This is a genomic window from Acinetobacter sp. YH12241 (genome assembly GCF_013417535.1).
Lineage (GTDB): Bacteria > Pseudomonadota > Gammaproteobacteria > Pseudomonadales > Moraxellaceae > Acinetobacter.
Window position 1 is genome coordinate 1 of sequence record NZ_VPDQ01000002.1, and the last position, 21,131, is coordinate 21,131.

The following is a 21,131-nucleotide window of genomic DNA, read 5'->3' on the forward strand; positions in this document are numbered from 1 at the left end:
TCAAAGTAGCATAAATTTCGTATCTTTCATCTTGAGAAAGTTGGGTGTATTTCTTCATTGTGTGCTTTCCAATTGCGAGTTGAAAAAGTCTAATGATTCTATGAATACACCTAACTTTTTCAACTAACTACAAATGTGTTGCACTTGGGATTTGAATCTGCGTAATAATAAATAAGTTTTAAATGATTAAAATAATTATGCTGAAAAAAACATCATTTGAATAATAATGCGTGGGATAAATCAAACGATAAGATCGACAATTTGAATAAAAGTGACTCAAAATAGTGATCTTTTTAAGTACATAAACCTACAGATCACGCTTTGTAACTGATAAAACTTAACCAGAATTAAACGAAATCGAATATTTTTTAAACTAAATTAGCATAAAAACGCAATTCCTCACTGAAAAGTGCTCCTATTCTTACCTAATATGAAATCATCGCACTATTTAGGTGCGCTAAAAAAATACCTGCAACAAATCTCAGGAAGAATGCTTGAATATAGTGCATTTAGTTTAAGTCACAGTATAATAGCGACAAGGTATTTTTATCTTCCTATGTTTTCTTATAAAGATTTCAAGATTTTAGATATACTTTTAAAAGTTGGTACGCTAATTGCTTAATAGATACCAACTTCTAACACGCACTTTGCGAGTGCAACAAAAAACATCGGAGCAAAATGAGCATGGCGAACAAGGTCCTTCAACTCATACAAGAAAGTGGCGCGAAATGGGTCGATTTTCGCTTTACTGATACCAAGGGTAAAGAACAGCACGTTACTTATCCAGCAGACAGTATTGATGAAGATACGTTTGAAGACGGCAAAATGTTTGACGGTTCTTCAATCGCAGGTTGGAAAGGCATCGAAGCATCGGACATGATCTTACGTCCAGATGCAGAAACAGGTTTCATCGACCCGTTCTTTGCAGAGCCAACTGTTGTTGTGACTTGTGACGTTATCGAACCATCAACTGGTCAAGGTTATGAACGTGACCCACGTTCGATTGCTCGCCGTGCAGAAGAATACCTGAAATCTACAGGTATCGGTGATACTGCATTCTTCGGTCCAGAACCAGAATTCTTCGTATTTGACGAAGTGAAATGGGACATCGACATGTCTGGCGCGCGCCACACATTGATCGCTGAAGAAGCTGCTTGGTCTACTGGTAAAGATTACGAAGCAGGTAACTCAGGTCACCGTCCACGTGTTAAAGGTGGTTATTTCCCAGTTCCTCCTGTTGATTCTCATCAAGATATGCGTGCAGACATGTGTGCAAAAATTGAAGAAATCATGGGCCCAGGTCGTGTAGAAGTGCATCACCACGAAGTTGCATCTTGCCAGTTAGAAATTGGCGTGAGCTTCAACACAATGGTTCGTAAAGCTGACGAAGTACAACAGTTCAAATATGCTGTTTGGAACGTTGCGCACCAATACGCTAAAACTGCAACCTTTATGCCTAAACCAATGGTAGGCGACAACGGTTCTGGTATGCACGTTCACATGTCGATCTCTAAAGATGGCAAGAACCTGTTTGCTGGTGATGAATATGCAGGCCTTTCAGAAATGGCATTGTACTTCATCGGTGGTGTGATCAAACATGCTCGTTCATTGAATGCGATCACTAACCCATCTACAAACTCATACAAACGTTTGGTACCTCACTTCGAAGCACCGATTATGCTTGCTTACTCAGCGCGTAACCGTTCAGCTTCTATCCGTATTCCTTATGTTTCTAGCCCTAAAGGCAAACGTATCGAAGCACGTTTCCCTGATCCAATGATGAACCCGTACCTAGGTTTCGCTGCATTGTTGATGGCGGGTATCGACGGTATCCAAAACAAAATTCACCCTGGTGAAGCTGCTGACAAGAACCTGTACGATCTTCCTCCTGAAGAAGAAGCGAAAATCCCTACAGTGGCACACAGCCTTGAAATGGCACTTGAATCTCTTAAAGAAGATCATGACTACCTGCTTAAAGGTGGCGTGTTTACTAAAGAAATGCTTGATGCTTACATCGAACTTAAGACTGAAGATGTACGTCGTCTGAACACGACTACTCACCCAGTTGAATTCGACATGTACTACAGTCTGTAATTCTGATCTGAATTTCACTGTAAAAAAGACCCGCCTTTGTGCGGGTTTTTTTGTATGATGCTGTTATTGATCAAAGATATGAAGTTATGGCACAACGTAAAAGACATACCGGCTTTTTTCCCTGGATTGATCCTCAGGATCATAGTAAAGGCTTTAAACTGAATTTTTCTGAAGTGACCTATGTAGAAGTTGCGCGTACACCTGAAGGTTATAAACAGGTTGAGTTTGTGGCGTTACGTCATCCTGAACTGGCTCTGGACTATGACTACCCCCAAAGTTTTTATCTCACCACAGATGGCATGATTTTGAAAAAGCTGCCAAGTGGAAAATATGAAGTGATTGCCAAGACAGATAATGCCTAATCGTGAAGTTGATAACGTTGTGAGTGTAAAATTTAAAAATCCACATGGACCGCATATACCTGCTGCGCTTCGAGAATGGCTGTATGCCTCAGGATCATTGACGCAGCAATTAACGGATCTGGCTAGTGGACAGTTTCGGGTAGAACCACAGCAGGAACATTTTCAGCGTCTGGAATTTGTGGATGCGCGGTGGATGCAGATGCCACATCAGCATACGTCCTGGGTGCGGGAAAGTTATTTATATGGCTGTGAAGAGCAGCCATGGGTCAAAGCAAAAAGTATATTTCCGATATTAAGCTTGCAAAAACGTGCGCGGATTTTTCAGCATATTGGATCGAAGCCGATTGGCTGGCTATTATTCCAGCGGACCAATCCAAACTGTGAACGACGTGTGATTTATCTGGAAGAGGGTTGGACCCGTCAGAGCTGCTATACTTGGCATGGTTGTAAATTTATCGTACAAGAAACATTTTTACCGGCATTTGAACACTTTATACAAAATCAACAGGCTTAACTTGATATGGCAACTGCACAAGCAATTACCTGGCGTGAACGTCTGAGCGCCTATTATTATCTTTGTCGTTTTGATAAGCCAATTGGCACAGAGCTGGTCTTCTGGCCGACCATGTGGGCGCTATGGGTCGCAGCAAAAGGAATCCCTGATCTCAGTATTCTAGTGCTGATGATTCTAGGTGTAATTTTTATGCGCGCAGCGGGCTGTGCCATTAATGACTTTGCCGACCGTAAAGTGGATGCGCATGTCGAGCGTACCAAAACCCGTCCCTTAGCCACCGGTATTATTAGTGCTAAAGAAGCAGTGATGGTCTTTCTGGTGCTCGTCGCAGCCAGTGCCTGCCTGTTATTTTTCCTACCGATTGAAACCTTTTACTGGTCATTTGGCGCGTTATTTTTAGCGTTCATTTATCCATTTATGAAACGCTATACCCATTTGCCGCAGGTATTTTTGGGAGCTGCGTTTTCCTGGTCCATTCCTATGGCCTATACCGCAGTGGGACAGACACCGGACTTAACTTGTTGGCTTCTCTATTTTGGCAATCTGGCTTGGACCGTGGCCTATGACACGCAATATGCGATTACCGATCGTGAATATGATTTAAAGATTGGCGTAAAATCCACAGCCATTTTATTTGGTCAGCATGATATTCAGATCATTAGTACCTTACAGGCTCTAAGTCTGGTCTTGATTGGCTCAGCATTATGGATTGAGGATTTGCTGATTCCATTTGGTCTGATGGGGCTTCTAGCCGTCGCAATTGATTTTATTTACCAATGGTCAAAAACTCGAGATAAGGACCCGCAGCGCTGTTTCTGGGCTTTCCGTCATAACCGTTGGGTGGGGCTGATAATTTTTCTTGGAATCTTTGCCGCGCTTCTGTAACTGCACCTTGTCGATTCATAACAAAAGCATCCTATAAGGGTGCTTTTTTTTATGCTTAATTCAAGATTCTTCATGAAAATCATAAACAACAATAAGGGATTAGAATATGAATAATGTAGTGAAAAACGGTTTCAAAAAAACCTGTCTGGCACTGGTATGTTCCATGTCATTGTTTATGACTGCGTGTAATGACGATGATAATGATTCGTTCCGACCACAGGAAAGGGTATTTTTAAGTCAACAGTCTTATGATGAGGATACCTTGCCTGAAGCATCGGATATTCAAGTCATACGCTATAATATGCCAAACGTAAATGGTGAACGGGCTGAAGCGACAGCCATGGTGTTTTATCCAAATATACCTCAACCTCAAGACGGATGGAGGGTGGTGGTTTGGGAACATGGCACGGTGGGTAGCGGTGATTCTTGTGCACCAAGTAATAACCAGCTGAATAATAATTTTAGAGGATTGGCCAGCAGCTTGCTTGCACAGGGATATGTGATTGTTGCACCCGATTATGAAGGATTAGGTACTCGGGGGATCCATCCTTATTTAAATTTAAAAAGTGCGGCACAATCGGCTATCTATGCAGTAAGAGCCTTTAAAGAACAACAAGGAAATCGATTTAATGGTGCCTGGGTCTCAGTGGGACAATCCCAGGGAGGACACGCATCACTTGCCACAGCCCAGTTTGCCGATGAAGATCCAAATTATAAGGCAGCAATTGCAGCAGCTCCGGCTTCAAGTCTGGGTTATATTATCAGTGAAGTAGCACCGCAAGCGCTTAATGCTTTGGTTGAGGCTGGACAAGATAATGCTGCGAAAGCGGTCTATGCAGAATTACTGGCATATGCGGCTTATGTGGCTGTAGGGATTAAAGCTTATGAACCACGCTTTAACTATCGCAATATATTCTCAAGCCGTGCAGGGATTGTGGCTGAAAAGGCGGAAGGCACGACTGGAGAAAATGGACTTTGTTTAGGGCCATTGATTACTGAATATATGCAAGATATTGATGATTATCTGGTGAATAATCCGGAAAAAACGGTCGTGGACTATCCGGGATTAGTAGAAAACTTCCAGAATAATTCGTCGGTTGAAAAGTTCCTTGAGAACAATCAGCCTGCAACTGAAAAAATTAATGTTCCTGTGATGATCATTCAAGGTACTGCAGATATGGCTGTTCCGTATCCAGTAACAAATACTTTACAACAGGGCTTGAAAGATATGGGAACCACAGTGAATTTTGTAGAGGTAGAGAATGCTTCACATACCGAGGCCATTGTACAAAGCAGAACCCAGCTGCTGACCTTTATTAATACCTATATGCCTTCAGGTATTTCTGTCAATCCTTAATCCTAAAAGGAGCTTCGGCTCCTTTTTATTCCTTGTGATGCTAGGCCTTGAGCAATCATTTAAGTTTGTTATAGTGGCTTAAGATTATAGGTTATCAGTGTAGGCTCGTTATGTCGGAACAGACAAAACCCCGTAGTATCAAAAAACTGCTTATCTTTGGAACCTTGGCTTTGTGTGTTCCAATTTTTTTGGTGACCATGGCATTTCTGGCAGTTAATAGCGATGCGAAAAATCAGGAAAAATATAAACAGCAACAGGCTGACATGATTGCCCGGATTGAAGCACGCGAAGCGGCTGAAAAATCAAAGGCAGAGCAGGAGACTCAAGCAACTCAAGCTGCTTCCGAAGCTGAAACAAATTCCTCTCATTAAACTATTTATCTCAAATCTCTTTGAAGCTGCCGGATCGTTGGAATTTCAGTGTAGCGGATGACTGTGTAGCCGGCAGCAATCAGCATCGCATCGCGTTCCGCATCTTCCTGTTCCTTGCCAATATGGCTAGGGTCATCCAGTTCTATAATCGCCACTACATTATATTCCCGGTCCATCACCACAAAATCGGTCACTTTACGGTTGAACTTGCTGCGCATTTTCATATTGTCATGTGTGATCAAAGCACTAAATGCGACCTGTGCCAGAATGTGATGGTGCGGAAAAGCATCTTTCAGGCGAGTAAACATCTTGTTTTCGAAAGCTGTAATGACACGCTTGGGATAGAATTTCTTCTGGCGGGTAAACAGATGGGGGAAGAGCAGGCAAATTAAGGCAAAGCTTGCCAGACAGCCAATCACAAAGAATATAAACTGACTCAAATCAAACACGGATCATAAAAGAGAAAAGAATAAAAAAACCCACTTCGCAATGAGTGGGTTTTTCAGAATCTTGGCTCTCCCACCTGGGCTCGAACCAGGGACCTGCGGATTAACAGTCCGTCGCTCTACCGACTGAGCTATGGGAGAATAGATTGGCTCTCCAACCTGGGCTCGAACCAGGGACCTGCGGATTAACAGTCCGTCGCTCTACCGACTGAGCTATTGGAGAATCTGCAAGCGATTATAGAGAGATTTAAAAAGGGGTCAAGGCACTTTTATAAAAAAGCTAAAAAAACTGAATCAAGTGTTTTAAAAATAATCAAAAATGATTGTAGTTCAAAATGTTATGTTTATGTAAACCCAGATTAAGGGTAGAGGGGTTGCGTGATTATTCGCTGCCATGGTTGAGAGTCGCTAAAATTATAAACAAGACTCATATAGATATTTAATCCCAAAAAGATAGACATAAAAAAACCCACTTCGCAATGAGTGGGTTTTTTTAGAATCTTGGCTCTCCCACCTGGGCTCGAACCAGGGACCTGCGGATTAACAGTCCGTCGCTCTACCGACTGAGCTATGGGAGAATAGATTGGCTCTCCAACCTGGGCTCGAACCAGGGACCTGCGGATTAACAGTCCGTCGCTCTACCGACTGAGCTATTGGAGAATCTGATGCGCATTTTAGGCAGGAAAATAAAGACCGTCAATCAATTCCTGTAAAGAAATGAATCATTTGCTTTTTTAATATGCACCTCAGGCCTAAAAATAAAAAAATCACCCATAAAGGGTGATTTTTTAAGCTGGAAATAAAAAATTATTTCTCAACACCAGCAGGTTGACCTGCATATTTCGCATTTGCGTAGTCCCAGTTCACCAGGCTTTCTAGGAAAGTAGAGATGTATTTAGGACGAGCGTTACGGTAGTCGATGTAGTAAGCATGTTCCCAAACATCGATTGTCAACACAGCAATTTTACCGTGCGCCATTGGAGTGTCGGCATTTGAAGTTTTAAGGATAGACAGGTTACCGTTTACTTCATCAGCAACTAACCAAGCCCAACCTGAACCGAACTGAGTTGCAGCAGCAGTTGCGAACTCTTCAGCGAATTTTTCGTAAGAACCGAAAGCTTCGTCAATTTTTGCAGCCAAAGCGCCAGTTGCTTTACCGCCACCGTTTTTAGTCAAGCAGTTCCAGTAGAATGTGTGGTTCCATACTTGTGCAGCATTGTTAAATACACCTGCTTTAGATGAATCACCAGCAGTTGCTTTGATGATTTCTTCTAGAGTTTTGCCTTCAAGCTCAGTACCAGCGATCAGGTTGTTCAGGTTAACCACATAAGTATTGTGGTGTTTGTCATGGTGGTATTCTAAAGTTTCTTTGCTGATGTGTGGAGCAAGAGCGTCGTAGTCGTATGGTAATGGTGGTAAAGTAATGGTTGTCATGTTTTCAATTCCTTGCATTTTGCTGGGTTTTGACAATAAGTGGCGTTATTGTAATAGATTCTTAGGCAAAAATGGGCACTGTGTATAAATAACAATACAGAATAAAGCCTGAAAATTTAAAGATAAAGCCACCAATGTACTTGCCAATCGAAATTAAATCGGATTGTTTAATTCGAAATAACTATACTCAATATTAAATTGTTCTGAAATAGCTTTAGCCAGACGTTGTACACCATATTTTTCAGTGGCGTGGTGGCCGCAGGCATAATAATGCACATCCAGTTCCTGAGCATCATAAAAAGTACGTTCACTGACTTCGCCAGAAATATAAGCATCACAGTCTTGTGCCGCCGCTTTATGAATATAATCCTGTGCACCACCAGTACAGAAACCGACTTTTTGAATCAGGCTCTTTTCGGCAGGTAAATGCAACACATCATAGCCAAGTCTTTCTGATACATAGGCCTTGAATCCTTCTGGCGTCATGGCCTGCTTTAAATAACCAATATTCCCAATTGGACGGCGCTCACTCGGATCAAGCTGTTCAAGGTTTTCCAGTTCCAGCAGGTCTGCAATCGCAATATTATTTCCCAGAGTTGGATGGCTGTCTAAAGGCAGGTGATAACCAACAAGCGAAATATCATTTTGGATCAGGCTTTTAATTCGTTTACCACGCATCCCGGTAATCGGGTAGGCCTCACCTTTCCAGAAATAACCATGGTGAACCAATAATAAATCAGCACCTTGTTCAATCGCAGCTTCGATTGCAGTTTGTGAGGCAGTAACCGCACATAAAATTTTATTGACTTCAGCGCGGCCTTCGATCTGTAAGCCATTCGGTGCATAGTCCTTAAATTCGGTAGATGCCAAAGTCTGATCGCACCAGCGGATAATATCGTTTAAATTCGCCATAAAATTCCTGTCAGTTTATAAACTTGCCAATTCTTACTTATATGTCCAATTGTAACTAAAGCAGCACAAATCTCTGTGGATTTTTTTGTGTTTAGTTATGTATTTGGCATTACAATAGGATACAAATTACTTAGTCATCAACGAATTAAAATATTTTAGAGGATAGCAAAGTGCGCCGCACCTTTACATGGTTACCTTGGGTGTTACTGATTTTAGTCATTATCGGTTTTTTGGGGTGGCAGCAGCTGCAGAAACCTAAATCACCGATTGCGCCGGATGGCGTAAAAATGCCTGCTGAAAAAGTAGAACCGTTGATTGATACTTCGCGTTCTGGAGGGGTTGTCTCCTATAGTGCTGCCGTGAAAGTCGCAGCACCTGCGGTGGTGAATATCTTTACCACACAAAAAGTAAAACAGCAGGCGCACCCTTTATTGACAGATCCAGTCTTCCGTGAATTTTTCGGTGATCAGTTACCAGACCAGTTTGGTCAAAGTCCAAATGAAAACAGTTTGGGTTCAGGGGTAATTGTACGTCCTGATGGTTATATCCTGACCAATAACCACGTGATTGCACAGGCAGACCAGATTGTAGTGGCTTTACATGATGGACGCCGTGCTGAAGCCAAGGTCGTGGGTACAGACCCGGATACGGATTTGGCTGTAATCAAAATCGAACTTGAACAATTACCAGTTCTGCCATTCAAGCTGAGTGGCAATGAAGTCGGTGATGTTGTTCTGGCAATTGGTAACCCGTTTGGTGTCGGTCAAACTGTGACTCAGGGGATTATTTCTGCAACAGGCCGTTCTGATCTGGGCATCAATACCTATGAAGACTTTATTCAGACAGATGCTGCGATTAACCCGGGCAACTCGGGTGGTGCATTGATTGATGTCGCCGGTAACCTGATTGGGGTCAATACAGCAATCTTCTCCCAAACAGGTGGCTCACTGGGGATTGGTTTTGCGATTCCAGCTAAAATCTGTCAACAGGTCATGAATGCAATCCTGAAAGATGGCCGTGTCGTTCGTGGCTGGCTGGGTATCAGTCTGTTGCCGACAGAACGTAATGATGTATTGCAACCTAAAGAATCAGGTGTAGTGGTCGCTGAAGTGCTGGAAAATGGACCTGCAGCAAAAGCTGGCATCCAGCGTGGTGATAAAATCATTAAGGTGAATAATGAAGTGATTACTTCTGCCTCACATCTGATTAATTTTGTCGCTTTACAGGCCCCAAACAGTACTGTTCAGATTGAAGTAGAACGCGCTGGAAAAACCATGACACTGGATGTGGTGATTAGTGAACGTAAAACGCAAAGCAGTTCTTCACAATATATTCCTTTACCAGGTCAGTAATTTTTTCTTCAGGAAAATCCCTCCATGTGAGGGATTTTTTATGCACGATTTATTTAATTAGATACAAAACAAAAATATTTTATGTGAATTAAATCATTTAACTTCATTGAATAAAAATCAAAAAGAGTGAAGAACAATGAGTTTTATGACTGCAGATCAGGCCAAAATTTTATCGAACGTGGCTAATTTAAATATTGAAATGTACAAGCCTCGCTTGGCTCAACTGATTGAAGATAATGCCCGACTGGGCAATACCGCTGTGCTAACGGTATTTCCCAAACATTTGCCCTTGGAAGAAATTCGTGGTCTTTCGGCGGAATTGACTGAGCTTGGTTATAACGTACGCTTTGAGGTGCAGGAATTTTATTATAGCTTTAATGTCTACTGGCTATAATTTTATCAATTGTTCAAAAAAAATCCTGTTCAGGCATATATTTTGCTGCATTTACCTCATAACGAAACTATGAGAAATTTATGTCTTTATTTATTCATCCTGCAGCACGGGCAGATGCACCTTATGTGGTGCTTTCATCCGGACTGGGCGGGCATGCCAGTTTCTGGAATCCTCAAATTAGAGTTTTACAGCAGCATTTTCATGTAGTCACTTATGATCAGGAAGGCTGTCATTCAGATTCTGAACTCTTGCCCATGTCTTATTCGATCGACCATATGGCCTGCCAGATTCTGGATTTATTGATCAATGATGGTATTCGAGAGTTTCATTTTATCGGGCATGCATTGGGCGGACATATCGGCATGCAATTAGCGACCTATCAAACTGAAAGAAAGTTTAAGCTGCTCAGTCTGACCATGTTAAATGCCTGGGGAGAGCTTGATGCCCATACGCAGAAATGTTTCGAGGCACGGACTTCGTTATTGGTGAATAGCGGAGCAGAGGCATATGTGAGAGCACAGGCTTTATTTCTTTATCCGCCGCAATGGATCTCGACTCATATTGATCAGTTAACTGAAGCAGAAAATAAGCAGCTTTTAGATTTTCCTCCAATTTCAAATGTTCTAGCACGCTTACAAGCTGTACAGGCCTTTAAACTGAACGAAGAGCATCAGCAAGCACTCAAAGATGTTCGTGTGCATCTGCTTGCTAATCAGGATGATTTTCTGGTGCCTTATCAACGGTCACAGCAATTACAACAATGCTTGCCGCATAGTCATCTCAGTTTGCTTGATACAGGTGCACATGCTTCCACCGTGACCGAGACAGATCAGGTCAATCAACGGATCCTTTCCTTCCTGATTTCCCCTTAGTCTGCAGTTTTTTAAAAAGCCAGACCTCGTGTCTGGTTTTTTATTTTTCTAATCAATTATTTTTGTAGCATCAGCATGGTTTTTACTTCGAATTGATGCATGAACTGCAAATGCACAAATTGCTACGAGTGCACTTGAATGAAACAGTATGTTCAAAATTGACTCATAGGTAAAAATAGATATTTTACTAAAAATTCAAAAAATAAAATATTAAGTGTATGATATTTATAAATTAAATATAGTTGGCACACGCTTTGCAATGTTTATCTTGTAAATAAAATTCCCGAAGTGGAATCAGAATTTTGAATAAGTGTTAAAAATAATGAGGTGTGAAAATGAAAATAGGTGTCTTCTGTCCAATCGGAAATAATGGCTGGTTACTCTCTGAAAATGCACCGCAGTACATGCCGACTTTTGAGTTAAATAAACAAATCGTACAGCGCGCTGAGTACTATGGTTTCGATTTCGCACTTTCCATGATCAAGCTGCGTGGCTTTGGCGGCAAGACTGAATTCTGGGAACATAACCTGGAAACGTTTACCCTGATGGCAGGTCTTGCGGCTGTCACCAGCAAAATTAAAATTTTCGCAACTGCCGCAACTCTGGTGATGCCACCTGCAATTGTCGCGCGCATGGCATCAACCATTGATTCGATTTCAAATGGCCGTTTTGGTCTGAATGTCGTAACTGGCTGGCAGCCACCTGAATATACCCAAATGGGTATGTGGCCAGGTAATGACTATTTTGGCAAACGCTATGAATATCTGTCTGAATATGTACAAATTCTGCGTGAACTTTGGGCGACTGGTAAATCAGACTTTAAAGGCGAACATTTCCAGATGGAAGATTGCCGTGTTAGCCCACGTCCACAAGCCGACATGAAGATTATCTGTGCAGGTCAATCTGATGCAGGTTTAGAGTTTTCTGCACAATATGCTGACTATAACTTCGTGTTTGGTAAAGGCCTGAATACTCCAACAGCTTATGCAGAAATTAATGACCGCCTCAAAGAAAAAACAGATGTGACTGGCCGTGATGTACAGACTTATGTGCTGTTTATGGTGATTGCTGCAGAAACTGATGAAGAAGCGCAAGCCAAATGGCAGCACTATAACGATGGTGCTGATATGGAAGCGATTAACTGGCTGATGAATCAAGGCGGTAAAGATACCACTTCCGGTGCAGACACCAATATCCGTCAAATGGCTTCTAGCGTATCTCCAGTCAACATCAATATGGGTACGCTGGTGGGTTCTTACGAAAATGTGGCACGAATGTTGGATGAAATTGGTGAGATCAAAGGTACGGAAGGCGTACTACTAACTTTTGATGATTTTATTCAAGGGGTTGAAGACTTTGGTCAAAAAATCCAGCCGCTAATGAAATGCCGTGATCATATTGTCATTGAAGATGAAGCGCCAGTTTTGGAGAAAAGCGCATGAGTGAATCAGTCGTAACAGCCGGTTTTACGGAAAAACTCGGCACAGGAAAAACGCTTAAAGCGGAACCCGAAGCGATTTGTCTTGCACCAGAACAGACAGCCTTGATTGTGATTGATATGCAAAATGCCTATACCTCTCAGGGTGGCTATCTGGATCTGGCGGGCTTTGATGTCTCGAAAACCAAGCCCGTGGTTGAAAATATTAAAAAGGCCGTTGATGCCGCACATGCAGCCGGTATTCAGGTGATTTATTTCAAAAATGGCTGGGATGCAGAATATAAGGAAGCGGGTGGTAAGGACTCTCCAAATTTCCATAAATCCAATGCCTTAAAGACCATGCGTAAACGTCCTGAATTACAGGGGCAATTGTTAGCAAAAGGTGGTTGGGATTTTGAGCTGATTGATGAGTTAAAACCACTGCCACAAGACCTGGTGATCGAAAAGCCACGTTATAGCGGTTTCTTTAATACCGCGCTGGACAGCATGTTGCGTGTAAGAGGAATTCGCAATCTGGTCTTTGTGGGGATTGCCACCAACGTGTGTGTGGAGTCGACACTACGTGATGGCTTCTTCTTAGAATATTTTGGTATCGCACTTGCCGATGCTTGCCATCAGGCCGGTCCAGTCGAAGCGCATGAAGCCAGTCTGTATAACATCAAGACTTTCTTTGGCTGGGTATCAGATACCAAAAATTTTGTAGAGACCTTTCAAAAAGAAAGTGAGTCACTAAAAGAAACTAAATTAGCTGTAAGCGCATAAAGAATTAAAGAACAGAATTAAGGAAAAAATAGTATGCCTAAAGAAATCATTATTCCAGCAGGAACATCGAAACCATTAGCACCGTATGTACCGGCAACCAAGGCAGACAATATCGTGTATGTATCCGGTACATTAGCTTTTGATGAAAATAATAATGTGGTGCATGTCGGTGATGCCGCAGCACAGACCCGTCATATTCTGGAAACTATCAAGCGTGTGATTGAGGAAGCAGGCGGCAGTATGGATGACGTGAACTTTAACCATGTCTTTGTCAAAGACTGGGCAGATTATGCTGCGATTAATGCAGTTTATGCAGAGTATTTCCCGGGAGATAAGCCGGCACGGTATTGCGTACAGACAGGTTTGGTCAAACCTGATGCGCTGGTCGAAATTGCTTCGATTGCCCATGTATAAGCCGATCCACCTGATTCAATCTCATTACTAGATGCCCCAGGTCTGAAACTGAATATTGACTTGGGGGCGGGAGAACAGCATGAATGCCAAACTATCTAAAATCATCACAGAAACAGTTGCAGAAAATAACGCATTAAATAAGGTTTTGGCGACTAACGCATCAGATGACATCTTTACCCAAGTTGATCAGCAGATTTTCCGTCAAGGCATGTCCAATCTCGGGGCTGCAGTCAATGTCATTACCACGCAAGGTGAGGCAGGACAGGCAGGATTTACTGCCTCAGCCGTATGTAGCGTGACGGATACACCACCAACGTTGCTGGTGTGTCTGAACCGTTCTGCTTCAGTTTATGAAACCTTTAAAAAGAATCAGGTGTTGTGTGTGAATACCCTGGCATCACATCAACAACATCTTTCCAATCTGTTTGGTGGAAAAACACCAATGGCAGAGCGTTTCAGTCAGGGGAACTGGAAAACTTTGGTGACCCAGTCACCTGTACTTGAGGATGCCTTAGTCAGTTTTGACTGCGAGGTGGTCCAATGTTTATCCGTAGGCAGTCATGACGTGCTGTTCTGTGAGGTGAAAGCGATGTGCCAGAGTCAAGGCAATGCGCTGATGTACTTCAACCGTTCTTACTGTGAGCCACACAAAATGTGCTAATTCAATTCAATCCTAATCAAGGAGGGGAAGCCGATGCAAGAAAAAGAAACGTGGTTTCCAAAATTTAAGCCTTACCAAGGCAATCTCGATACCACACCCGTGCAAACAGATGAATATCTGCCTGCTGGAAAAAGTATTATTCTCGGGTTGCAGCATGTGTTTGCCATGTTTGGCGCAACCGTGCTGGCACCCTTATTAATGGGGTTTGATCCCAATCTCACGATTTTCATTACCGGGATTGGGACCATTTTATTTTTCCTGATCACGGGCGGTCGATTGCCTAGTTATCTGGGATCAAGCTTTGCCTTTATTGGTGCGGTCGTCGCAGTGACGGGTTATTCAGGGGTTGGAGCCAATCCAAATATAGGATTAGCCCTTGGCGGTACCATTGCTTGCAGTATTGTTTATGCCTTGATTGGTCTGCTGGTGATGAAAACTGGCACCAACTGGATTGAAAAACTGATGCCGCCAGTAGTGACAGGCGTGATCGTGATGATCATCGGTTTGAATCTGGCACCCGTCGCGATTAAGAGTGTTTCAGCGAATCAGTTTGATTCGTGGATGGCATTAATCACCATTATCTGTATCAGTGTGATTGCAGTATTTACCCGAGGAATGGTACGCCGTCTATTATTGTTATTGGGCTTATTATCTTCCTACCTGATTTATTTCCTTTTCACCAATGTGATGGGCTTCGGACCTGCGATTGATTTTACCAAGGTCAGTGAAGCAGCATGGTTTGGTTTGCCGAATTTCCAGAGTCCGGTCTTTGAAATGAATGCCATGCTGATGATTGCACCAGTGGCAATTATCTTGGTTGCAGAAAATCTGGGACACTTTAAGGCAGTCTCTGCGATGACCGGTAAAAACCTGTCACCGTATATGGGACGCGGTTTCTTTGCTGATGGGGTGTGTACTTCATTGTCAGCTTCTGTCGGTGGTACAGGCATGACCACTTATGCCGAAAATATCGGTGTAATGGCAGTCACCAGAGTTTATGCAACCACTGTATTTGTCTTTGCTGGTATCTTCGCAATTTTACTCGGACTTTCGCCTAAATTTGGCGCAGTGATCAGTACCATTCCAGTGGCTTTATTGGGTGGTGCATCGATTGTCGTATTTGGTCTGATTACGGTGGCTGGTGCGAAAATTTGGGTAGATAACCGTGTTGATTTCACCAAGAACAGTACGCTGATTATTGGTGCCGTGTGTCTGATCATGGGTACAGGGAACTATAGCTTGCAGATCGGTGGTTTTGATCTGGGTGGTATTGGTACCGCAACCTTAGCCGCAATTCTATTGAATCTATTCCTGAACCGTGGTGAAGATAAAGAATTACCAGCATCTGAACCAGCTGAAACTGTAACCGAAGTTGAGGCTAAGCCAGTCGTTTAAAATGAGGAGCATTTTTTGAGTCATACAATTGCATTTTTAGGACTCGGGGCAATGGGCTGGCATATGGCCTCCCATTTGCCAAAACTCGGACATCAGGTGTGGGTCTGGAACCGTACTGAACAGAAAGCTGTAGCGCATGCCGAAACTTTTGTAACGCAGGCAGTTGGTATTGAGCAGGCGGTTCAGGCAGATTTTATCTTTTCCTGTTTACCGACCAGTCAGGATGTAGAAGCATTAATTGCAGCTCATCCACCCAAACAAGGTGCAATCTGGATTGACTGTACCAGTGGTGTACCGGAATCAGCACAGAAACTGGCGAAGCTCTTGGAGCAACAAAGCAGTTTTTATCTGGATGCACCGGTTTCTGGCCAAACCATTGGAGCGGAACGCGGTACTTTAACTGTGATGGTCGGAGGCAATGAACAAGCCTTTGAACAAGTCAAGCCGATCATTGATGCCTTTGCAGGTTTGATTGAATATGTGGGAGAAAGCGGTTCTGGTTTTGCGGTGAAAGCCGTGAATAATACCTTAATGGCGACTCACTTATGGGCATTGGCTGAAGGACTGACTGTACTGAAAGGACAGGGCGTTGATTTAAGCAGTGCACTGAACTGTATTAATCATTCCAGTGGTAAAAGCAGCATGTCGGAAAATATCATGGCGCAGCGTGTACTGAACCGTGAATTTAACAAGACCTTTGCACTGGATCTATTGCAGAAAGATATTGGCATTGCTTTGAAGCTGGTACAACAACAGCAACTGGATTTATCGGTGATGTCTTTGGTTCAGCAAGAGTTTCAGCAAATAGCGAAATCTCAGGCCAGTCAATTAGATTTTTCCGCTGCGGTGCAAGGCTTGGAGCAACGTACTCAAATTGAATTAAGAGGATAAGTTTATTTTTAATTTTTTATTAAACAGAGAAACTATGATTCTTTAATTAAAGAACAATAGATTTATCGATTCAAAATTTAAAAAACCGGGAATTTTAATTCCCGGCTTTATTATTGCTAAGATGGCTAAATAGCCTAAGCAATTCTTAACTCTGCTGATTCGATTGATATTCTTGGATCACTTCAAGCGCTGCACGGAAGGCTTCCTGAGTAGCAGGGGCACCGCAGTAAGGCAGGCTATGCAGTAGCACTTCCTGAATTTCTTCAACTGTTGCACCATTATTCAAAGCGCCACGAACATGGCCTTTCAATTCAGTTGGGCTTTTTTGCGCGGTAAGAAAAGCAATGGTAATTAAAGAACGGTATTTACGTGGTAAAATCCCTTCACGTTGCCAGGTTGAACCCCAAGCATGTTCATTAATCCAGTCCTGCAAAGGCTGAGTAAAAGGAACTGTATTGTCCTGAGCACGTTTTACAAAACTTGCACCCATCACTTCAGTACGGACTTTCAAGCCATTTTCATAATCTTGTTGTGACATCATTGACCCTCAATTTTATTATGGGTCTAGCTTAACGTTTTATCTCTTAAATACCATCGTGCAATAGTCGTAAAAAAGTGGCTGAATAGCCACTTGAAATATCCAAAGTGAAGTCAAGAAATAACTTCACTTTGGAAAGCAAGATCCGATTTAGATAAAAGTTCTATCTAAGGACTGGTTGAATGTGAAGGTGCACTTTGAACTGAAGTATCAGTACCTGTTGCATCTGCTTTCGAAATATGAGGATTTTCAAGTTCCAATACTTCCTGTAAATGCAGATCGAAGACATCAGTCAACATGCTGTCGTAGCGACGCGCATTATAGTCCAGCAACTTATTGGCTTCTTCTTCATTAATAAAGCCTTGTTCATGCGCATCAGCCACATGATCAGCAAAACTGAGTCCTTTAAATTGACCTTTGTTTTCGGCTTTTTTAAAGCGATCCCAAAGCTGCTCAATCTCCAATAACATGGTGAAGGTTGACTCCATACGACCATTCACATCATCTTCCGCTGTGCTATAGAAAACATGCTTTTTCAGTACTTTCCGGAAAGCGTTATCTTCCATCATGACATTTGCGACTTCCTGTTTAAGTCGGTCAGATGGCTTCGCGACAGGGCGGCCAAATGGGAAACAGATAAGTTTGACCATGCCAGCAGCAACACCCACCGGGAAATTTGCAAACAGGTCATAAAACGCTTCCTGAGCCGTATATAAAGATTTCTCAATTGCCAATTGTGCATGCAGACGTTCAGCTTCAGTTTTTTTGCTATGTTCAAAGAATTTCAGGATTGCCGTCGCAATAAACAGATGGGCATGAATATCAGCCAGACGGCCAGAAAGCATTTCCTTGCGTTTAATATCACCTGCTAATAAACCTAAACACATATCTGCAGTCAGGGCAAAGTTGGCACTGAGCCGGTTGATAATCTTGTAATAGGGACGGGTAAAATCAACTGCACTTTGTGGCGCAGCACTTGAACCACCGCTAAAAGCATAGGCAAAAGAGCGGGCAGTCCGGTTAAAGGTATAACCCAGATGCTTAAACAACATAGTATCGAATGGATTCAGAGCGGCTTTTGGATCTTCAGCTTGCAGAAGCTGTAATTCTTCATATAGATAAGGATGGCAACGCATTGAGCCTTGACCAAAGATCATCAATGAACGGCTGAGAATATTGGCGCCTTCGACTGTAATCGATACTGGAATGGCCTGATAGTTGAGAGCCAGGAAGTTACGAGGCCCCATTTGAATAGCACGACCGCCCACGACATCCATACCATGATTGACGATTTTACGCATGGTCTCTGTGGCATAGTATTTGGCAATCGCGGTCATAACTGCCGGCTTACCACCTTGATTCAAGCCACAAGTCACTAAATAACGGAATGCTTCCAGCATATAGGCATCACTGGCAATTTCACTATTGGCTTCCTGTACGCCTTCAAATTTACCCACTGAAATCTTGAATTGCTGACGGATTCGCGAGAACGCACTGACATTCAGATAAGTCATTTCGGCACTGGAGGTAGATAAAGCCGGTAGGGAAATACCACGGCCAACTGCCAGACATTCCATCAGCATACGCCAGCCTTTGCCGGCATTTTTCACGCCACCAATGATCCAGTCTAAAGGAATAAATACATCCTTACCTTCAACAGTACCATTCATAAAAGGGGAGCCAGGATTATGACGTGGACCGACTTTTACCCCTTCATGATTGGCCGGTAGCAAGGCACAAGTAATCCCATAATCCGTTTTATCACCGAGTAGATGGTCAGGATCATACATTTTAAAAGCTAAACCGACGACAGTGGCAATCGGTGCCAAGGTAATCCAGCGTTTGGAGAAATTCATTCTCATTCCCAAGACTTCCTGACCTTCAAACTGTCCATAGCAAACCACACCGGTATCTGGAATCGCACCGGCATCTGAACCGGCTTCAGGACTGGTCAAACCAAAACATGGGATTTCTTCACCTTTGGCCAGACCGGGTAAATAACGATCTTTTTGTTCATCGGTACCATAATGTAGTAACAACTCACCCGGCCCAAGTGAGTTAGGCACCATACAGCTCACAGCAGCAGTGAGAGAGCGTGAAGAAATTTTGCTCATCACCCGGCTTTGAGCAAAGGAACTAAAGGCACGACCGCCGTATTCTTTGGGAATAATTAGTCCCAAGAAGCCATTATCTTTAATATATTGCCAGATATGTTCAGGCAGCATTTTCTTCTCATGAATTTCCCATTCATCCAGCATGCTACACAGCGTTTCGACTTCGTTATCCAAGAATGCCTGTTCCTCAATGGAAAGTTTTGGATAGGGATAGCTATTAAAGGTTTCCCAGTTCGGCGCACCCATAAAGAGTTCTTTTTCCCACCAGCTGGTGCCGGAATCAAGAGCCTCACGTTCTGTCGGGCTAATGCTCGGCATGGCATCCGCTAATGCCTTATAGGCTGGCCTGGAAATGAAAGACATACGCAAAGGTTCGATCATGACGACCAGACTGATCAGGATCAGAGGAATACCCAGAATCAGTGACCAAGGACTGATAAAGGCACAAACCACTGACATGACAATCAGGGTAATTGCACCAGTGGTACGGGAGAGTTGAAAAAAGAAAATCGCCCATAAACTGGCAATGAGAAGAAGTACGGCGAAAATAAATAGCATTGTTATATTTCTCCAGGGTCATACAATTGTGATGCTGCCGATCTCCCTAAGGTGTCTTCATAAGACTTGATCAATTTTTTTACATCGCTTAAGCAACTGGCAAATTCACAATTGTTGGTGTGAGAACGATCGTTATTAAATATTTCAACGATATATTGAAGTGTTTTATCTGTTTTTGAGATTGTTTGAAAAATGCACAGTCTTCAAGTGAGAACACGCAAAGAAATGTGAAGATAAGTAATAACTTAATCTTTAAGAGAGGGTAGTTAAAATAATTAAAAAGTGAACAAATATAAATTTAGTTAGGCATAAAAAAGCCCTCTACTTGAGAGGGCATTGATCTAAGTCATTTTAAGCTTCAATTGCCTGTACAGCGATTTTCTTCGCTGGATCAACTTTACGGCGTACTTCTGGAACCGGTTCGCCGTAGTATTGACGATCCGCAAAGTAACTTGAACGTACCATCGGTGCTGACCAGATATTCTTAAAGCCAAGCTTACGGCCATGTTCTGCATAACGTTCAAATTCTTCTGGCGTTACAAAACGGTCGATTGGCGCATGCTGTTTAGATGGCTGTAGATACTGGCCAATCGTTACATAATCCACGTCATGTGCTTTCAGGTCGTCTAACAGAGCGAGAACTTCTTCTTCAGTTTCACCGATACCGACCATCAAACCACATTTGGTTGGAATTTCTGGGCAATAATCTTTAAACATTTTCAACAGATTTAAAGAGTGCTGATAATCAGAACCTGGACGCATGGCTTTATACAGACGTGGCACAGTTTCGATGTTGTGGTTAAACACGTCTGGTGGACATTCAGTCATGATGCGTAGAGCAATGTCCATACGACCACGGAAATCAGGTACCAGAATTTCCAGCAAAGTCTTTGGGCTCAAAGCACGGGCTTCTTTAATACAGTCCACAAAATGCTGTGCACCGCCATCCAGTAGGTCATCACGGTCTACTGAAGTGATGACTGCATATTTTAGACCCAGGTTGGCAATCGTTTCTGCCATATGACGCGGCTCGTCTGGATCAAGTGCATTTGGACGACCATGTGCCACATCGCAAAATGGACAGCGACGCGTGCAAATATCACCCATAATCATAAAGGTTGCTGTACCCCCACCAAAACATTCAGGCAGGTTCGGACAAGCCGCTTCTTCACATACGGTATGCAGTTTTTGCTGACGAAGTGTAGTTTTAATACGCTGAACTTCCTCGGGAGCGGCCATTTTCACGCGGATCCAGTCCGGCTTACGTGGCGTTTCAACCGTAGGAACAACTTTTACAGGAATACGGGCGACCTTTTCTGCGCCGCGAAGTTTGATACCCTGTTCAGGTTTACGGTTTTCAGACATAT

At 42.9% G+C, this 21,131-nt stretch carries 21 protein-coding genes and 4 tRNA genes; 15 read left to right on the forward strand and 10 right to left on the reverse strand.

The annotated features are described in order from the left end of the window. The first annotated feature begins 678 nt into the window (after positions 1 to 678). From glnA to FTV18_RS01515, 6 genes are all read left to right on the forward strand, one after another. Positions 679 to 2,094 (forward strand): type I glutamate--ammonia ligase, encoded by a 1,416-nt coding sequence (gene glnA, locus FTV18_RS01490; protein ID WP_171064793.1) that lies wholly within the window; start codon positions 679 to 681, stop codon positions 2,092 to 2,094. A gap of 86 nt (positions 2,095 to 2,180) precedes the next feature. Further along, a complete protein-coding gene (locus tag FTV18_RS01495) occupies positions 2,181 to 2,456 on the forward strand; it encodes a hypothetical protein (RefSeq protein ID WP_180004239.1) in 276 nt (91 codons plus the stop codon). Next, the gene (locus FTV18_RS01500; RefSeq protein ID WP_125279763.1) at positions 2,449 to 2,970 is read left to right on the forward strand and encodes a chorismate lyase; all 522 of its coding nucleotides are present in this window, start codon (positions 2,449 to 2,451) and stop codon (positions 2,968 to 2,970) included. The genes FTV18_RS01495 and FTV18_RS01500 overlap by 8 nt, the downstream gene beginning before the upstream one ends. Positions 2,971 to 2,976: 6 nt before the next feature. Continuing rightward, positions 2,977 to 3,855 (forward strand): 4-hydroxybenzoate octaprenyltransferase, encoded by an 879-nt coding sequence (gene ubiA, locus FTV18_RS01505; RefSeq protein ID WP_180016769.1) that lies wholly within the window; start codon positions 2,977 to 2,979, stop codon positions 3,853 to 3,855. Positions 3,856 to 3,961: 106 nt separating this feature from the next. Beyond that, positions 3,962 to 5,212, forward strand: coding sequence for a S9 family peptidase (locus tag FTV18_RS01510; protein ID WP_180016767.1), 1,251 nt, complete (start codon positions 3,962 to 3,964; stop codon positions 5,210 to 5,212). Between the two features lie 110 nt (positions 5,213 to 5,322). Next, a complete protein-coding gene (locus FTV18_RS01515) occupies positions 5,323 to 5,583 on the forward strand; it encodes a hypothetical protein (protein WP_034702851.1) in 261 nt (86 codons plus the stop codon). Between the two features lie 5 nt (positions 5,584 to 5,588). Here FTV18_RS01515 and FTV18_RS01520 read toward each other — a convergent pair whose 3' ends face one another. From FTV18_RS01520 to FTV18_RS01550, 7 genes are all read right to left on the reverse strand, one after another. Next, positions 5,589 to 6,032, reverse strand: a complete 444-nt coding sequence (locus FTV18_RS01520) for a DUF2726 domain-containing protein (protein WP_180016764.1) — start codon at positions 6,030 to 6,032, stop codon at positions 5,589 to 5,591. Positions 6,033 to 6,094: 62 nt separating this feature from the next. Continuing rightward, positions 6,095 to 6,170 (reverse strand) — tRNA-Asn (locus tag FTV18_RS01525). A gap of 6 nt (positions 6,171 to 6,176) precedes the next feature. Then, positions 6,177 to 6,252 (reverse strand) — tRNA-Asn (locus FTV18_RS01530). 279 nt (positions 6,253 to 6,531) lie between these two features. Beyond that, positions 6,532 to 6,607, reverse strand: a tRNA-Asn gene (locus FTV18_RS01535). A gap of 6 nt (positions 6,608 to 6,613) precedes the next feature. Next, positions 6,614 to 6,689, reverse strand: a tRNA-Asn gene (locus tag FTV18_RS01540). Between the two features lie 147 nt (positions 6,690 to 6,836). Next, positions 6,837 to 7,463, reverse strand: coding sequence for a superoxide dismutase (locus tag FTV18_RS01545; RefSeq protein ID WP_004782758.1), 627 nt, complete (start codon positions 7,461 to 7,463; stop codon positions 6,837 to 6,839). A 153-nt stretch (positions 7,464 to 7,616) separates the two neighbouring features. Next, on the reverse strand, positions 7,617 to 8,375 hold the full coding sequence (locus FTV18_RS01550; RefSeq protein ID WP_180016762.1) for a Nif3-like dinuclear metal center hexameric protein: 759 nt from the start codon (positions 8,373 to 8,375) through the stop codon (positions 7,617 to 7,619). Positions 8,376 to 8,545: 170 nt separating this feature from the next. On the opposite strand from FTV18_RS01550, the gene FTV18_RS01555 reads away from it, so the two are divergent. The 9 genes from FTV18_RS01555 to FTV18_RS01595 all read left to right on the forward strand — a co-directional run bounded on the left by FTV18_RS01555 (position 8,546) and on the right by FTV18_RS01595 (position 16,554). After that, positions 8,546 to 9,727: a S1C family serine protease gene (locus FTV18_RS01555; RefSeq protein WP_004782756.1), complete on the forward strand. Its 1,182-nt coding sequence runs from the start codon at positions 8,546 to 8,548 to the stop codon at positions 9,725 to 9,727. 136 nt (positions 9,728 to 9,863) lie between these two features. Beyond that, the gene (locus tag FTV18_RS01560; RefSeq protein WP_004782755.1) at positions 9,864 to 10,121 is read left to right on the forward strand and encodes a hypothetical protein; all 258 of its coding nucleotides are present in this window, start codon (positions 9,864 to 9,866) and stop codon (positions 10,119 to 10,121) included. A gap of 80 nt (positions 10,122 to 10,201) precedes the next feature. After that, complete coding sequence (gene rutD, locus FTV18_RS01565; protein WP_180016760.1) at positions 10,202 to 10,993, forward strand: pyrimidine utilization protein D; 792 nt, start codon at positions 10,202 to 10,204, stop codon at positions 10,991 to 10,993. A gap of 335 nt (positions 10,994 to 11,328) precedes the next feature. Then, a complete protein-coding gene (gene rutA, locus FTV18_RS01570) occupies positions 11,329 to 12,435 on the forward strand; it encodes a pyrimidine utilization protein A (protein ID WP_180016758.1) in 1,107 nt (368 codons plus the stop codon). Continuing rightward, positions 12,432 to 13,193: a pyrimidine utilization protein B gene (gene rutB, locus FTV18_RS01575; protein ID WP_004646492.1), complete on the forward strand. Its 762-nt coding sequence runs from the start codon at positions 12,432 to 12,434 to the stop codon at positions 13,191 to 13,193. Before rutA ends, rutB begins: the two co-directional genes overlap by 4 nt. Before the next feature lie 33 nt (positions 13,194 to 13,226). Beyond that, entirely contained in the window at positions 13,227 to 13,607 is a 381-nt protein-coding gene (rutC, locus tag FTV18_RS01580) for a pyrimidine utilization protein C (protein ID WP_180016756.1), read from the forward strand. 145 nt (positions 13,608 to 13,752) lie between these two features. After that, positions 13,753 to 14,268, forward strand: coding sequence for an NADH-dependent FMN reductase RutF (rutF, locus tag FTV18_RS01585; protein WP_373683632.1), 516 nt, complete (start codon positions 13,753 to 13,755; stop codon positions 14,266 to 14,268). 33 nt (positions 14,269 to 14,301) lie between these two features. Next, positions 14,302 to 15,663, forward strand: coding sequence for a pyrimidine utilization transport protein G (gene rutG / locus FTV18_RS01590; protein WP_180016754.1), 1,362 nt, complete (start codon positions 14,302 to 14,304; stop codon positions 15,661 to 15,663). A 51-nt stretch (positions 15,664 to 15,714) separates the two neighbouring features. Further along, positions 15,715 to 16,554: an NAD(P)-dependent oxidoreductase gene (locus FTV18_RS01595; protein ID WP_373686944.1), complete on the forward strand. Its 840-nt coding sequence runs from the start codon at positions 15,715 to 15,717 to the stop codon at positions 16,552 to 16,554. Positions 16,555 to 16,699: 145 nt separating this feature from the next. Here FTV18_RS01595 and FTV18_RS01600 read toward each other — a convergent pair whose 3' ends face one another. The 3 genes from FTV18_RS01600 to lipA form a co-directional block, all read right to left on the reverse strand. Then, positions 16,700 to 17,092: a carboxymuconolactone decarboxylase family protein gene (locus FTV18_RS01600; protein WP_180010855.1), complete on the reverse strand. Its 393-nt coding sequence runs from the start codon at positions 17,090 to 17,092 to the stop codon at positions 16,700 to 16,702. 167 nt (positions 17,093 to 17,259) lie between these two features. Further along, positions 17,260 to 19,764, reverse strand: coding sequence for an acyl-CoA dehydrogenase (locus FTV18_RS01605; protein ID WP_180016750.1), 2,505 nt, complete (start codon positions 19,762 to 19,764; stop codon positions 17,260 to 17,262). Between the two features lie 351 nt (positions 19,765 to 20,115). Next, complete coding sequence (gene lipA / locus FTV18_RS01610) at positions 20,116 to 21,129, reverse strand: lipoyl synthase (protein ID WP_004782741.1); 1,014 nt, start codon at positions 21,127 to 21,129, stop codon at positions 20,116 to 20,118. Positions 21,130 to 21,131: the final 2 nt, after the last annotated feature.

Bases quoted from the DNA above. Each gene is read 5' to 3' on its own strand.
- glnA (WP_171064793.1), top strand. From the start codon at position 679: ATGAGCATGGCGAACAAGGTCCTTCAACTCATACAAGAAAGTGGCGCG.
- FTV18_RS01495 (WP_180004239.1), top strand. From the start codon at position 2,181: ATGGCACAACGTAAAAGACATACCGGCTTTTTTCCCTGGATTGATCCT.
- FTV18_RS01500 (WP_125279763.1), top strand. From the start codon at position 2,449: ATGCCTAATCGTGAAGTTGATAACGTTGTGAGTGTAAAATTTAAAAAT.
- ubiA (WP_180016769.1), top strand. From the start codon at position 2,977: ATGGCAACTGCACAAGCAATTACCTGGCGTGAACGTCTGAGCGCCTAT.
- FTV18_RS01510 (WP_180016767.1), top strand. From the start codon at position 3,962: ATGAATAATGTAGTGAAAAACGGTTTCAAAAAAACCTGTCTGGCACTG.
- FTV18_RS01515 (WP_034702851.1), top strand. From the start codon at position 5,323: ATGTCGGAACAGACAAAACCCCGTAGTATCAAAAAACTGCTTATCTTT.
- FTV18_RS01545 (WP_004782758.1), bottom strand. From the start codon at position 7,463: ATGACAACCATTACTTTACCACCATTACCATACGACTACGACGCTCTT.
- FTV18_RS01550 (WP_180016762.1), bottom strand. From the start codon at position 8,375: ATGGCGAATTTAAACGATATTATCCGCTGGTGCGATCAGACTTTGGCA.
- FTV18_RS01560 (WP_004782755.1), top strand. From the start codon at position 9,864: ATGAGTTTTATGACTGCAGATCAGGCCAAAATTTTATCGAACGTGGCT.
- rutD (WP_180016760.1), top strand. From the start codon at position 10,202: ATGTCTTTATTTATTCATCCTGCAGCACGGGCAGATGCACCTTATGTG.
- rutA (WP_180016758.1), top strand. From the start codon at position 11,329: ATGAAAATAGGTGTCTTCTGTCCAATCGGAAATAATGGCTGGTTACTC.
- rutB (WP_004646492.1), top strand. From the start codon at position 12,432: ATGAGTGAATCAGTCGTAACAGCCGGTTTTACGGAAAAACTCGGCACA.
- rutC (WP_180016756.1), top strand. From the start codon at position 13,227: ATGCCTAAAGAAATCATTATTCCAGCAGGAACATCGAAACCATTAGCA.
- rutG (WP_180016754.1), top strand. From the start codon at position 14,302: ATGCAAGAAAAAGAAACGTGGTTTCCAAAATTTAAGCCTTACCAAGGC.
- FTV18_RS01595 (WP_373686944.1), top strand. From the start codon at position 15,715: ATGGGCTGGCATATGGCCTCCCATTTGCCAAAACTCGGACATCAGGTG.
- FTV18_RS01600 (WP_180010855.1), bottom strand. From the start codon at position 17,092: ATGTCACAACAAGATTATGAAAATGGCTTGAAAGTCCGTACTGAAGTG.
- FTV18_RS01605 (WP_180016750.1), bottom strand. From the start codon at position 19,764: ATGCTATTTATTTTCGCCGTACTTCTTCTCATTGCCAGTTTATGGGCG.
- lipA (WP_004782741.1), bottom strand. From the start codon at position 21,129: ATGTCTGAAAACCGTAAACCTGAACAGGGTATCAAACTTCGCGGCGCA.